This is a genomic window from Pedobacter punctiformis, from assembly GCF_027213715.1.
GTDB lineage: Bacteria > Bacteroidota > Bacteroidia > Sphingobacteriales > Sphingobacteriaceae > Pedobacter > Pedobacter punctiformis.
Genome location: NZ_JAPWGM010000006.1, coordinates 15,465 through 28,773 on the forward strand (window position 1 = coordinate 15,465; position 13,309 = coordinate 28,773).

10 protein-coding genes are annotated in these 13,309 nt (G+C 40.4%); 5 read left to right on the plus strand and 5 right to left on the minus strand.

Going from position 1 to position 13,309, the window contains the following annotated elements; genetic code table 11:
* Positions 1 to 34 precede the first annotated feature (34 nt).
* From O0955_RS15705 to O0955_RS15725, 5 genes are all read left to right on the plus strand, one after another.
* A complete protein-coding gene (locus O0955_RS15705; protein WP_269428511.1) occupies positions 35 to 1,672 on the plus strand; it encodes a SusD/RagB family nutrient-binding outer membrane lipoprotein in 1,638 nt (545 codons plus the stop codon).
* Between the two features lie 77 nt (positions 1,673 to 1,749).
* Positions 1,750 to 3,231: an EndoS/ChiA family endoglycosidase gene (locus tag O0955_RS15710; protein WP_269428512.1), complete on the plus strand. Its 1,482-nt coding sequence runs from the start codon at positions 1,750 to 1,752 to the stop codon at positions 3,229 to 3,231.
* Positions 3,232 to 3,362: 131 nt separating this feature from the next.
* Positions 3,363 to 4,991: a LamG-like jellyroll fold domain-containing protein gene (locus tag O0955_RS15715; RefSeq protein WP_269428513.1), complete on the plus strand. Its 1,629-nt coding sequence runs from the start codon at positions 3,363 to 3,365 to the stop codon at positions 4,989 to 4,991.
* A 564-nt stretch (positions 4,992 to 5,555) separates the two neighbouring features.
* Positions 5,556 to 5,810 carry a hypothetical protein gene (locus tag O0955_RS15720; RefSeq protein WP_269428514.1) on the plus strand — a complete coding sequence of 85 codons (255 nt, stop codon included), beginning with the start codon at positions 5,556 to 5,558 and terminating at the stop codon, positions 5,808 to 5,810.
* A gap of 6 nt (positions 5,811 to 5,816) precedes the next feature.
* A complete protein-coding gene (locus O0955_RS15725) occupies positions 5,817 to 7,382 on the plus strand; it encodes a DGQHR domain-containing protein (protein ID WP_269428515.1) in 1,566 nt (521 codons plus the stop codon).
* Between the two features lie 32 nt (positions 7,383 to 7,414).
* Here the strand turns inward: O0955_RS15725 and O0955_RS15730 are convergent, their stop codons facing one another.
* Genes O0955_RS15730 through O0955_RS15750 form a run of 5 tightly spaced genes read right to left on the minus strand, consistent with a single transcriptional unit; the run spans position 7,415 to position 12,959 of the window.
* Positions 7,415 to 8,257, minus strand: a complete 843-nt coding sequence (locus O0955_RS15730; RefSeq protein ID WP_269428516.1) for a restriction endonuclease — start codon at positions 8,255 to 8,257, stop codon at positions 7,415 to 7,417.
* Between the two features lie 24 nt (positions 8,258 to 8,281).
* The gene (locus tag O0955_RS15735; RefSeq protein WP_269428517.1) at positions 8,282 to 8,731 is read right to left on the minus strand and encodes a hypothetical protein; all 450 of its coding nucleotides are present in this window, start codon (positions 8,729 to 8,731) and stop codon (positions 8,282 to 8,284) included.
* 2 nt (positions 8,732 to 8,733) lie between these two features.
* On the minus strand, positions 8,734 to 10,698 hold the full coding sequence (locus O0955_RS15740; RefSeq protein ID WP_269428518.1) for an AAA family ATPase: 1,965 nt from the start codon (positions 10,696 to 10,698) through the stop codon (positions 8,734 to 8,736).
* A gap of 1 nt (position 10,699) precedes the next feature.
* A complete protein-coding gene (locus O0955_RS15745) occupies positions 10,700 to 10,900 on the minus strand; it encodes a CxC ATPase DNA modification system associated small protein (protein ID WP_269428519.1) in 201 nt (66 codons plus the stop codon).
* Between the two features lie 10 nt (positions 10,901 to 10,910).
* Entirely contained in the window at positions 10,911 to 12,959 is a 2,049-nt protein-coding gene (locus tag O0955_RS15750) for a DEAD/DEAH box helicase family protein (RefSeq protein WP_269428520.1), read from the minus strand.
* Positions 12,960 to 13,309 lie beyond the last annotated feature (350 nt).

Sequence of the window (13,309 nt, forward strand, 5' to 3'; positions counted from 1 at the left end):
AACCAAATTTCTTTATCTGTTTAAAATTATAGAAATGAAAAATAATTTAAAAATAATAGGCTTTTCAATGGCAGTAGCTATGTTGTTCGGAAGCTGCAAGAAAAACTTTGAGGAATATAATACCAGCCTTTCGGGTGTAAATGATGAAGTATTAAATGCTGACTTTACAAAAGTGATTGGCCCGTTAAGAGAAGTGCAAAAAAATCTGATTAATCAAACCAACTGGGTTTATCAGCTTCAGCAAAACTTAAATGCAGATGTTTATAGCGGTTATTTTATGAGTCCTACAACTTATGGAGGAGATAATAACACCAATTACTTTATGAAAGATGGCTGGAATGATCGTATTATGATTAATCAGCTGGATGATGTGATGCAAAAGATTAAGAATTTTGAAACAGGTACTTTAGTTTACCCTTCAACAAGTTTTAATCATACCAGAGGATTTGTAACCATTCTTAAAGTTATCGAAGGACATAAAGTATCTGATATTCATGGACCGGTAATTTATACCAAATTTGGTAAGCCCAATGCAGATTTATCTGTAGACTTCGATTCGCAAAAGGATGCCTACACTGCATTTTTTGCTGATCTTGATGCCGCAATTACAGGTTTAAAAGCTACTGCAAATACAGGCGATGATAAAGTTTTTACTACAGCAGATATTGTTTACGGCGGTGATGTAAATAAATGGATTAAGCTGGCCAATACACTACGTCTTCGTTTGGCAATAAGAATTAACTATGCCGATGCAGCAAAAGCAAAACTGGAGGGCGAAAAAGCACTTAACCCTGCAAATGGCGGCCTTCTTGAAAATAATGACGAAAACGCATTTATTAAATATGGCTCAGCACACCCAATAAATGATATTATTAATGCATGGGGTGATTGCCGGGCAGGTGCACCAATCGGATCAATTTTGGGCGGTTACAACGATCCAAGATTAGCTTCTTATATGTTGCCTGCTACCGATGCGGCCGTAAACGGTCAGTTTATTGGCATCAGAAACGGTATTACACTAGTTGATAATGACAGATACAGAAGTTATTCTAAACCAGCAGCAAAATCAGCAGCGGGCGATTATTTTAGCAGTACAAATGGTATGGCTAAATTATCATGTGCAGCCGAAACATGGTTTTTAAAAGCAGAAGCAGCATTAAATGGATGGGCAGGCGCAGGCGATGCACAAACCAATTACGAAACTGGTGTAAAAAGATCATTTGAAGAATGGGGGCAAACCGCTGCAAGTGCTACAACCTATCTGGCCGATAATACCAGTACGGCAAAACCTTACATTGATCCTAAGGCAGTAGTTGCCGGTCAAAACGATGTGCTTGCCGGTAGCCCATATTTAAGTACAATTACCATTAAATGGGATGCAGCTGCAAATGCAGAGAAAAAATTAGAACGGATCATTACACAAAAATGGATTGCAACTTATCCTGACGGACAAGAAGCATGGTCAGAATTCAGACGTACAGGTTACCCTAAATTATTCCCGGTAATTAATAACGCAAGTGGAGGAACAATTTCTACTACTGCTTTTATTCGCAGATTACCTATTCCCAATAAGTTTAAAGATAGTAACCCGGGCGGTTATCAAAGAGCGGTTGCAACACTTGGTGGCCCTGATAACGGAGGCACCAAACTTTGGTGGGATAAAAAACCTTAAAAAACCATCAACAGGGCTAAATTACCCTGGCCCTGTTGATTCCTTAAACTAACCATTTATAAACCAAATTTGAACCTATGAAAAAATTAATTTTAGTTCCAGCATTTGCTTTAATTGTTGGTTCCTTTTTTTTGCAGTCATGTAAAAAAAACGATCAGTTAAATAGCGATAACCCGGCTATTGGATCGATGTATATGGCCAATAGTAACAATCAGGCCCTAAGCGCAACATCAAATCCCGATCTCATTGCCTATAAACAAAGCAATCATCAAATATCTGCCGCATTCTTCAGGGTGTTTAAAGATGTAACCAATGGCGGTGCAGCCAACGTCGCAACTTTTTCGTCTTTACCAGATAGTTTAGATATTGCAATAGCATTTGTATTTAACAACAATTCGCCAGTTGCAGTAAAAAATGCAATGAAAAATACTTACATACCTGCACTTCATGCAAAAGGAACCAAAGTTATTGTTACCGGAAATTTAGATATTCCTTCAGGTGTTGCTCATAATGCCGCGGGTTATAATATTACGGCCAAACTTATTATGGATAGTATTGTAAATAAATACGGATTTGATGGCTATGATATCGATGTGGAGAGTAACCCTACCGGATCTACCTTAACAGATATGGTGGGTGTTTATAAGGCTTTATCCCAATATTTAGGGCCAAAATCAGGAACCACTAAACTATTAACATTTGATACCAATCAGGATGGTAATAATAATATGTTCAGGCAGGTTTACGATTTAGTTAACTACGTATGGTTACAGGCATATGGCAGGCCGGCCAGTTCACTTCAAAATACCTGGAATACCTTTTCTCCATATATCCCCGCAAGTAAATTTATACCGGGTTTCTCATTTTATGAAGAAAATGGATATCCATCCAACGTTTGGTACGATGTAAGTTATCCACGCAATGGTACCGGCCGGGCTTACGACTTTGCAAACTGGCAACCAAGTGGTACCACTAAAGGAGGTGTATTTTCTTATGCTACCGATCGGGATTGTAACTTATCATCATCAACTGATAACTCAACCAAATTACCGGATTATAGAGTAACAAATGACCTGATCAAAATAATGAACCCGGTAACAACCTCTTCAGGCATTGTTTCAGGATCTACCTATCAACTAATTTCTGCACTAAACAACAGTAGTGTACTTGATGTTACAGCCAGCGGTACAACCGATGGAACCCTGGCAGAACTGTGGAGTGCTAATAACCCTAAAACTAATAATCAGAAATGGAAAGTGGTTAGTGTAGGAAGTGGTTATTATAAATTGCAACCTTTAAATGCACCCACCAAAGCATTAGATGTGAGTGCTTCAGGAACGGCAGATGGAACGCAGATTCAAATTTATACGGACAATGCCACAAACGCCCAAAAATGGAAAATAACCAGCACAGGAGATGGGTATTATACATTAAGCCCTGCTAATGCACCTTCTAAAAACCTGGATGTTAATAATTCCAGCACAGCAAATGGTACAAAAATCCAAATCTGGACCCCTAACGGTACCAATGCCCAAAAATGGAAATTCGTTCTGCAATAAAAATTATAGCTTAAAGGATAAGTACACTATAAAATTTTGAATTATTATATAACCCAATCCACCTGTTAACAGGTGGATTGGATTATCCTGTTAAGATTTAAACTAACCATTTATAAACCAAATTTAAACCTATGAAAAAGCTAACCATCTTCGGAGGGGTGATTGTATCCCTGTTCCTGTTACTTTATGCCTGCAAAAAAACAACAACAGCCGGGGCTACAACCGAAACAGCCAATGCAAAAGGGGCTATGATGGCTGCAAGCCCGGCAGCTTTATCACTGGCATCAGGCCCTTTTGTTACTGCTTATGTAGAAGTTAACAGCAACAATTTTGTAAACCCCGGCTGTTATACCTACGGTGCTCCGGCCAATCAACTATTCGGTATCTCGGTAATTTTTGCTGCAAATATTAATTCAACCAACGGCGTACCAACTTTGTATTTTAACCCACAAGTGCAGGATGTACTTAACTCCGGTAAAGTAGCCTATTTGCAATCGTTAGGCATTAAGGTTTTGCTAGATGTATTGGGCAATCACCAAAATGCAGGCTGGGGCTGTTTTACTACTTACGCTGCTGCTGATGCATTTGCCGTACAATGTGCCAATGCCGTACAGCAATATGGCCTTGATGGAATCGATATTGATGATGAGTATTCAACCTGTACCGCTAACAATAGCTCGCTGGTATTGGCTGCCGCGGCATTAAGAGCAAGGTTAGGTACCTCTAAAATCATCTCTATGGCTGCGTTTGGCCAGTCTAATTATTTTACAGCAACCTATAACGGCCAAAAATTAGGCGATATTTTAGATTATGTTTTTGAGCAAACCTACTTTTCATCTGATTATGCAGGCCGTTTACAGCCCTACATTAACGCCGGGGTGCCTAAAAGTAAACTCGGTTTAGGTACAGATTTAAGCAATAGCGATCAGGCTGCTGTAGCCACTTATGTTAAAAATAATGGCCTTGCAAGCGCTATGGTTTATAATGTAGCCAATAATTCGCAAACCAAACTCTCATCAATATCAAATGTACTTTACGGTTCGGCAACGGCCGTTAAACCTAATTGTATTGATGGAACAGGAACCCCTCCGGTAACGGCTGCAAATATGTCGCTGGTATTTGACGGAACAAATGAATATTTAAATTCCAATACCTTTAACCTGGCAGGTACCAGTTTAACCTACGAAGGATGGATTAAACCAGCAGCATTTAAATCGGTTTTCCCAAATATCTCAACAATTATGGGTATCGAGGTAAGCGATGCCAATGTAGCTTTGCTTCGTTTGGGCGATGCATCCCTGGCCAATAATAAATTACAATTTGTTTTAAATACAGGCGGCGCAACACCTAAAAAATTAAGTTCCGTATCGGCCTTAAACGCCAATACCTGGTATCACGTTGCTGCTACTTATGATGGTGCAACCATGAAAATTTACATCAACGGCGTTTTAGATGCCAGCTTAAGTGCTACGGGTACCATATCGGCAAATGGCGCATTTCAGGTTTCGAGAAGCTGGGATGCAAACCGTGGGTTTAACGGCCAGTTTGATGAACTAAGAGTTTGGAAAACGGCCTTATCGCAAACCTCTATCCAGGCTAATAAATGCAGTGTGGCGGCAAACAGCACAAGTTTAGAAGCTTACTGGAAATTTAATGAAGGTACAGGTACATCTATTGCTGATGCGACCGGCCACGGGCATAACGCAAACCTGGTTAATATGGAAAGCACAGATTGGTCTACCATTGTGCCCTGCCCATAAAATTTTTAACCATTAATATTTCTTAAACATCATCCTTGGCATACTTGCATAGGGTGATGTTTTTGTCTATAGAGATTTACTAAAATTAAACCCCTAAATAGGTTTTTAAACAAAAAAAGCCCATCTTTCGATGAGCTTTTGATCAGTAGCCGTTACTGGACAGATTTCGAATTTTTTCTTGGCTGATTTACAGGAATTGGCGAAAGTTGCAAATTATCTCAGATGATAGAACAAGATTACTGGACAAGTATCGAACTTTTTAAATAGCACTTTCATTGAAAATTGATAGGTCAGCTTTAGTTGACTTAATTTATGTCAGTTTTTGCTAGTGGTAAAAATTAATTGTATTATTATGCGCTAAACGTCTCTTCAAGCATGAGAATCTTCACGGTTATTTGTTATTTTTTCCTGACTATAATTATATTCGCTTCAACAGGCGTTGTAATTCCTTATATTTTGGAGGCTATCTAAGATACCCCACATAAAATCCGGGATTTAAACCAGAACATTGTTACATACTTCATAGCAATCTTCGCTTCAGCCTGTTTGGATCTGATCCTAAAATTGATCGACAAAGAATCTCGTTCCAGAAAAGCTGTTATTCTGGCCTTACTAATCATCTGTATACTAGTGGTTGCCGGAACTGCGTTTTTACTCTATTACAACGCTAATGGGGGCCAGAATGGAATAAAAACATACTTATCTATTGGCGTTATTCTATCATTTGTGATGTGGTGGATTGCGCACTACAAAGACGAGGCTTTCAATCCCCCGGTAAGTTCATTGGGAGGAAGTACAGATAAACCTTTAAGAAACTGATAGGCAATGGGAAATTTTTTAGAATTACAGGCATTAAAGGTTAACCAACCATTAGGGGAGTTTTATGTCGTTTCGATTTCGGCTAAAGATTTACTCTCTGTATCGTTTTCAGAACCCCTGAGATACATTGATAGTTCTGGTGCCGTTCAAGGGAGCCAACGTGTTCAGGATGATAAGCGGTTGAAGGAAATTGCAACTTATATTGAAACGGTTGAAATGGCATTTCCAAATTCTATCATCTTGGGGGCCAATTATAACAAAAATGGCATTATTTCAAAAGATGGGGATGAGCGTTGGAGAATCACCAAAGACGAAAACTGTGGAACTTTCAAATTAATTATACCGCAGGAATTGCCCCTAGCTGCAATCATTGATGGGCAGCACAGGCTTAAGGCCTTTCAACATGTTACCAAGCAAGAGCGGTTTGATGACCTGCAGCTGTTATGCTCTGTGTATTTTGATCTACCAAACTCTTACCAGGCATTTCTATTCGCAACAATAAATTCTAATCAGAAAAGAGTCAATAGGAGTGTGGCGTTAGAGCAATTCGGTTACAATGTTGACGATGAACCGGAAATGGCCTGGACGCCTGAAAAATTCGCTGTATTCCTTTCGCGTAAGCTTAATGTTGATAGCATCAATTCTGCTTTCTACCAGCACATTAAAGTGACCCTGTTAGACGGTGATAAACTTTTTCCAGATGGTTTGAGACCAGGATGGGAAGTATCTACTGCTACTATTGTTGATGGAATAGATGGCCTTATTACTTCAAATGCAAAGCGTGACCGGGTAATGATGCAGGAAGTGAGTGTTTTTAAAGGGCGAAATAGGAGTATGATCAAAAAGGTTAAGGATGTTTCGCCTTTGAGAGAACTATTTATTAACGGAAACGACCAGGCAATTTATGATATAATCACTTCCTTTTTTAATGCATTCAGGAACCAATTTTGGTTGAGCTATAATGAGAAATCGTATATTTTCAAGACAGTCGGCGTTCAAGCGGCATTCGACGTACTGAAACTTATTTTAAACAAAGAATCTGGGACACTGTCCGCAAGTATAGATTTTGAGAATTATCTGGCGAAGGCCAAAGGCATTGATTTTTCTGACAAGTTTTTCCAGGCGTCAGGTATCGGGCGCGGGCGAATAAAGAATATCATTGCATTGGCTACAGGCTTGATTGGAGAATCAAAAATTAAAAAAACTGATATCCCGTTTTATTTAAACATTATAAACGGCAAAACCACGGATACTGAAAAGGAAATCATGCAATGGGATGAGGATGCAGAAAATGCCGTAATTGCTGCTCTGGAAAAAACGAACTGGAATTATGATAATAAAAGTGTCAGCATAGATCTCAATGAAGACTATGAAACGTTAGAGACTTTTACCAAGTATGATGCGTTCTATTCGCATTTGGTCTCGCTTGCCGAAACGGGGTATGCAGGAAGTTTGCCAACTGATCCCGATTTCGCAGAACAACAAAGGGAAAATTTCGATCCGGAAGATCTGGTGAATAGCTGTTTAATTGAATATGAGGTTAACTTGAGGAAGTTAGGGTGGGCTCAATAAAATGGATGCCATCAGGTAAATTTTAAACGATCTTACTCGATGTCCTGTAATACCAGGTCAATCGCGTTGGTGTAAATTGGCAATACTTCCTTTTCAATTCCAAAATTCTTTTCTATCATAATGTCAACAATGGCTTGACCGTCAATCAATACGATCGGTACCGCTCCGTTTTGAAAGGATACGCTTTTTGCATCGTTGCTAAATTTTGATGTGGTAAAAAATATCCCCTGCTGATATTTTCCCTGAATATCTCCCCGGAACTGATTGATCTTCGGCCTTCCTATTGATGCTTTTGTCCATCTTTTGCATTCGAAGGCAACTTTCATATAGACCAGACCGATTTTCAATTCGCCATAGCCATCGATTCCACCATCTTTTGTTTTGCTGGTTACCTTGAGATTCTTGAAGCCGTAAACCAATAACAACCTTTTACAAAATTCCTCAAAAGAAAATGGATCAAGTTGTGTTAACTGATGCAGGGTAGAGGCTTTGAATTCAAGAAGATATTTTTCATGTAAGCTTTTTATCTGCTCAAAATTTGATTCCAGTGGCAGCTGTTCTACTTTTGCTATTGCTGTAGGCGCACTTTTATGGGGAACCCCTTTTACCCAGTAATGCCCGTCAGTTAGAAAGATGAAATGTTTGGATTTATGGGCCGTTGGAAAATTAAGGTTTTCACTATGCCTTCTCAACTGTGTCCTGACAATGTGCTCAGGGTTTATTGCGTTGAAACGGTAAAGGTCATCCTCGATTATTCTTTTATAAATGTCCCCTACACGTAAAGGCTGTCCCTCTCTTTTTAATGCTTCGGCAATCGCTTCGTTGATGGTTTTTTTAGGCATATGTGTTTTGGCTGAATTAAATATTGTTTTCAATGATCATTTTTTAGTGGCCGATCACTATTCATTAATAAATTTATAAAATCCCACTAAAAAACCATCAAGTGTACGTGGCTGCTCTGGAAAATGTTCGATCAGTTCCAGAAAGCCACCATAGGCGTACCGGTTTAATATTTTCATCCCGTCATCACTCAACTTGGTAGCAGTGGCGGGGTCAATCAATGTGGCCAAAACTTTGTTCAGAGCGTTTCTTTCTTTAAAGGAAATCGCCAGCGATGTTAATTCGGTATGGAGAAACAATGCAATGATAAAATGTCGGTGCTGCTTATACTCCCCGGGGAACTGCTGGACAATTTCCGTCGTGTCACTGTTTGTATAAGGATGCTTTTTGCCTTTTTTCAGCCCGGTGATCAGGCAGAAGTAAAAACTGTCAAATTCGAGCTCAAAACCATTTTTTTTGGGAATATGGGTAAACCATTCCCTGGCCTTATCTGGTAGTCTGAATGCCATTTCTATTGTTTGTCTGTGTGAAAATTTTCAAAGTATGCCTGGTCTGTCAACCATATACCATCTTCGCTTTCCTGAAATCCTTTAATGGTTCTTGCACCGGCCTCCAGATCACCACCGTCTTTTCGGAATAGTGTTATGAAATTAATCTGACCCGGTGCTGCTTCAGCCATTGGCCTGACAAAACCGCCTCTCTCACTGGAGATAACAAAGGCTATAAACTGATCGGCCAGATTTGGGATTAGCTTTGCAATTTGTGGCCTGATGTTTAGGTCAATTGGACCCGATGGACTATCTACAACTGATGGCAGGCTGTAACTGTGGTTTCCAAACAGTGAGGAAAGGAACGCATATCCAACTGCCAGGGTTTCTCCCATACTGCCACCATCCTTATCCGCCAATTTTAAAGACCGGTCAATGGCCGCAATTCGGATATTGTTGCTTGGCATAAGCTCCTCTATTCTCTTATTGGCAACCATACAGACTTCTTCGTTGATCGATGCCTTGGACTGTTCAAAAGCATTATCCAGGATACGGAACAATATATCTTTCCTTTCTTTTAAGCCTTTTGTTTTTGTTACCGCTGCAAGATCTTTTTCGGCCTGGTCGTGTCTGCGCGTCAGGATATCAAGGTTCCAGCTGGTATCGGAATCATTTGTTCTATCTTCATATTTATATAAGGTTGTCTGAAGTCGGCCAACCTCGACATGGAGCTGTTTTATACGATCGCTTATCTCTTTGGTTTTAGGATCCCGTTCACTGGCAAGTTCGCGTATCGTGTCAAGGTTCTGTTTCGCAAAAAGCTGTGTTTGTTGGGCTGATTCAAGCTCCTGGATGAGTTCAGGTAACGTTATAGACTGTGCATCTTTTGAGCTTATCCGGTCTTTGATATCGGATTTCATTGCGTTTAACACTGCGACTTCTTCAGATCCAAGATACTGGTCAGCCCTGCTCCTGATCATTTCCTTGATCACGTGGTCTATCGGGCGTCCACAGATACAGTCATCTTCATCGGCAATTTCATCAAAGAATTCACGTGCTGCCACACCTGGTAATTTAACACGGTCTAAGTTTCCCTTAAGTTCAACTATGTTTGCGGCGAAGCTGGGGTTCAATTCCACCGGGTTTTTGATGAAGGTAATTACGGTTAAACTTTTCTCTGCAACTTGCTGCTCGGCTACCTTGAGGTTATCGTTTGCCTGGCTTAGTTGCTGCGTTAGCTCACTGTCCTTCTCAATTTCTTTCCGGAAATCTTTTTCTAATTCATCGATTTTGTTCGTCGTCTCAGTAAGCTTTAATTGATATCCTTCACTTTCAGCCTTTACCTGATCCATTCTGGCTTTTAACGCTTGTACTTTATTCATCCTGGTAGTCAATTCCCTTTTGCCTCCGGTAGTCCCGCTCTTGTTGGCCTCTTCTGTCCAATGTTCATCGATCCGCGCCTTTACCCGGTCAAAAAAATGCAGCTGGTATATCGCTTCTATTGAGTTTTGCGCATTCGTCGATTCTGCATCCAGTAAATTCGCTGCCAGTTCGCCATCAAACATTAACAGATTTACAAAATCAGGTGTCAAGATTGGGCGTAAAATAGACGGAATATTAAAACCTTCGTCCTTTCCGGCCAGTCCAGTAGTATAATAGGTAACTTTCCCGTGATCGTTAAAATTGAAATTAAGTTCAATAGTTAGCCGCTTGGATCCATTGTATAAGAGCCTTAATTCAAAAGAACCGCTGGCAGTGTTTTTGTTTTTTCTGAACTGTAAAGCGATGTCGTGTCCGTTTGACCATATTTCGGGACCCGCCAGAGCTGCCCGTAATAACTTTAAAGTGGTGGTTTTGCCCGTGCCGTTTGGCATTTGTAACAGTGAAATCTTGTGTACAGAATTTTCCCCCTTTGTAAAGGACAAATCATGGTCGGGACAACGCAGGCCCTTTGCTGACCATCCCAGGATTTTTATTTCAATGGCCATATTATTCGGTTAGATCGTTATTTACTATAGTGGTTTCAAAGCATACCCCGGTTCTTCTGCGGTAGGTTTCCTGATCGGCAATGTCCTCGTTGCCTTCCATCAGTTGCTCCATCCACGCAACAAGTTTGGCTGCAAGCTCTGGAGGCTGTCCTTCCTGTGCAACCGCCGCTTCAATCGCACTTTTTATTTTTTTATGTATCATAGCAGTCAGGTTAAGGTCTTATTTTAGAAAGTGATTCCAGGAACTGTTCCCGTTGCGCATCACTGTTCAGGTATTCATCATTGTCACTGTGCCGTATGAAGTCTATCACATTGGCGACTTTTGATGGGTTGTTGGGATCTGTTCTTAAACACCGGCCAATACGCTGGATCGTTTCAAGCATCGCTTTGGACGAAGAAAAAAGGATAACGTTGAGCAAAGATTTAATATCAATACCCTCGGAAATGCGGTGACATGTAAGCAGGCAATCGATCTCGTTATTTGAGAAACGGTTTAAAACGGAAGGATCGTCCTCGCCGAAATAAGTGTGGAAATCAGCATGGTACTGGTGGATAATATCCAGGATACCCTCACCATATTCCTTGGTTTCTACAAACACAATGGTGCGGTCGAGCATTTCGCTGTGCCGTGAGATGAAATCCTTAAACGCGGGAACCTTGCCTTCGGCAGTTTTATATACCCTGGCGATTTCATTGTAAAACTCTTCATCCGAAAGCGGATTTCCCTCCTTTAAACGTGCAGCCTTCTTGCTGTATACATTTTTTAACCTGATTTTGTCATCGGCTGAAAGTTCATAAGGAATCGGGTAGTAGTTGAAAGGTGCGAGTATACCGCCTGCAATTGCCTTTTCGAGCGGGAACTCAAAAATTATAGGACCAATATGATCAAGGATAAACTGTGTTCCTTCTTCGTCATAATCCCTTTCAGGAGTAGCACTTAATCCTAAACGGAACCTGATCCCTTCTGAAAGTCCCTGCAGCTTGGTACGGTTTCCTGCGCTTCCCAACTTGTGTACCTCATCGTGGATCATTAAAGTCCTTCCTGCGATTTTTTCAGGCAGGCTTTTTAAGCTCTTGTGTAACTGAAGCCGGGATGTTAGCAGGATTCTATTGACCGGATTTAACCGGAATGTCTCACTGTCATGAAAATCAGAATAATTCTTTAATACAATCCAGGGAATGTTCTCATTACGCAATAGCTTCAATAACTCAACTTTCCACTGGTTTAGCAGGTCAGTTCCATCACAGGAGATAATTATACAATCGATCTGTTTTCTTTGAATCAGTTCTTTACATATCCTCAATGAGGTCCGCGTTTTGCCGGTACCGGTCGCCATATTCAATACCCCGCGCTCTTGTTCCAGAAATTTTGAAATCGCGTTGTCCTGATGTACCCACTTATTTGGGGTTTGCTGTTCAGGTTCAATGGCCTTGGTATCAGAAGTTAAGCGCTCGCCAATTTTCGACATCTTCGCCACCATCTGCCTCAGCTTTTCGCGCGCAAGGGGAGAAGTCCCTGGATGTTTAATGACCTCGGTAGCCAAAACACATTCTGTTTCAACTAATTCCTTTAAGGTCTTTTTTGGATATTTTTTCTGTAAGGCTACTTTAACATTCTCCAAGGGGATAACCCTAACGGCAGGAGAGGTGCCGTGCCAGGTATTTTCAAACAAACGGATCATCTCCGCAATCCGTTTCTCGGCTATTCCCTGGGCATCCCAGCTGTACTCGCACCAAATGCTTTCAACATTATAATTAAGCGCATATTGTGAAAAGTTCAGTGAACCGTTAAATGCTGCCTGATTGCCCTGTTCATCGGTAAATATGCCGAATTTATGATGTACTATACCAACTTTGTTTTTTCTTGGAACAACTGCAATCAATTCTAGACGACCTGATGAAACCAACCAGGAAAGGCAGTCAAAAAAGTGCTGGTTTCTCTTGGTGAGTGTTTTTGTTAAATTTTCGATATCTTTAATTAATTCCTGCTCATATTCTTCATCACTTTTCTCCTCTGCACCTTTCAAGAGTGCTGCTTTATCTTTTTCGGCCAGGCTGTCATTGATGATAAAACGCATCGTTCCGCCACTACTCAAAAAAGAAGCAAACCCAATGGCAAGTGTGGAAAAACCGGTTGACCTGAAAAATCCAAGTCCAAGATCGAAGCGCTGGCTGTTTATAAGGCCATCAAAAAGGAATTCGCTGGGTTCAGCATCTTCCCCGGAGGTGTAAAATGGTTTGAAGTCAACGTCTTTTAGCATTCGCGAGAGCTCTAGCCTCCAAACAATGGTTTAGAGGAATTTAGATAAACTAATTAACAAATATTTTTTAAACTATACAACGAATTCTCTGTAACTAAATCGTTGACGAAAAAATCCGGTTTTTGGAAAGGCAATGGGCATGGAAATACATAATGTCTATTTGTATGCTTTAAGATTTTGCGTCGGATACTTAATCTGCTAATCCTTTTTGATTTTGGAACCGATATAAATTTCATTTAAAAGCAAAAAGGAGGATAAACCACTGTTATCCTCCTTTGTATGTCTTTTGCTCGTTGGTGTTAAAAGTATAAACAATCCCGATTATGAAGGTGTCTATATTCTATACATGG

Coding starts and splice junctions, on each gene's coding strand:
- O0955_RS15705 (WP_269428511.1), top strand. CDS start 35: ATGAAAAATAATTTAAAAATAATAGGCTTTTCAATGGCAGTAGCTATG.
- O0955_RS15710 (WP_269428512.1), top strand. CDS start 1,750: ATGAAAAAATTAATTTTAGTTCCAGCATTTGCTTTAATTGTTGGTTCC.
- O0955_RS15715 (WP_269428513.1), top strand. CDS start 3,363: ATGAAAAAGCTAACCATCTTCGGAGGGGTGATTGTATCCCTGTTCCTG.
- O0955_RS15725 (WP_269428515.1), top strand. CDS start 5,817: ATGGGAAATTTTTTAGAATTACAGGCATTAAAGGTTAACCAACCATTA.
- O0955_RS15735 (WP_269428517.1), bottom strand. CDS start 8,731: ATGGCATTCAGACTACCAGATAAGGCCAGGGAATGGTTTACCCATATT.
- O0955_RS15740 (WP_269428518.1), bottom strand. CDS start 10,698: ATGGCCATTGAAATAAAAATCCTGGGATGGTCAGCAAAGGGCCTGCGT.
- O0955_RS15745 (WP_269428519.1), bottom strand. CDS start 10,900: ATGATACATAAAAAAATAAAAAGTGCGATTGAAGCGGCGGTTGCACAG.
- O0955_RS15750 (WP_269428520.1), bottom strand. CDS start 12,959: ATGCTAAAAGACGTTGACTTCAAACCATTTTACACCTCCGGGGAAGAT.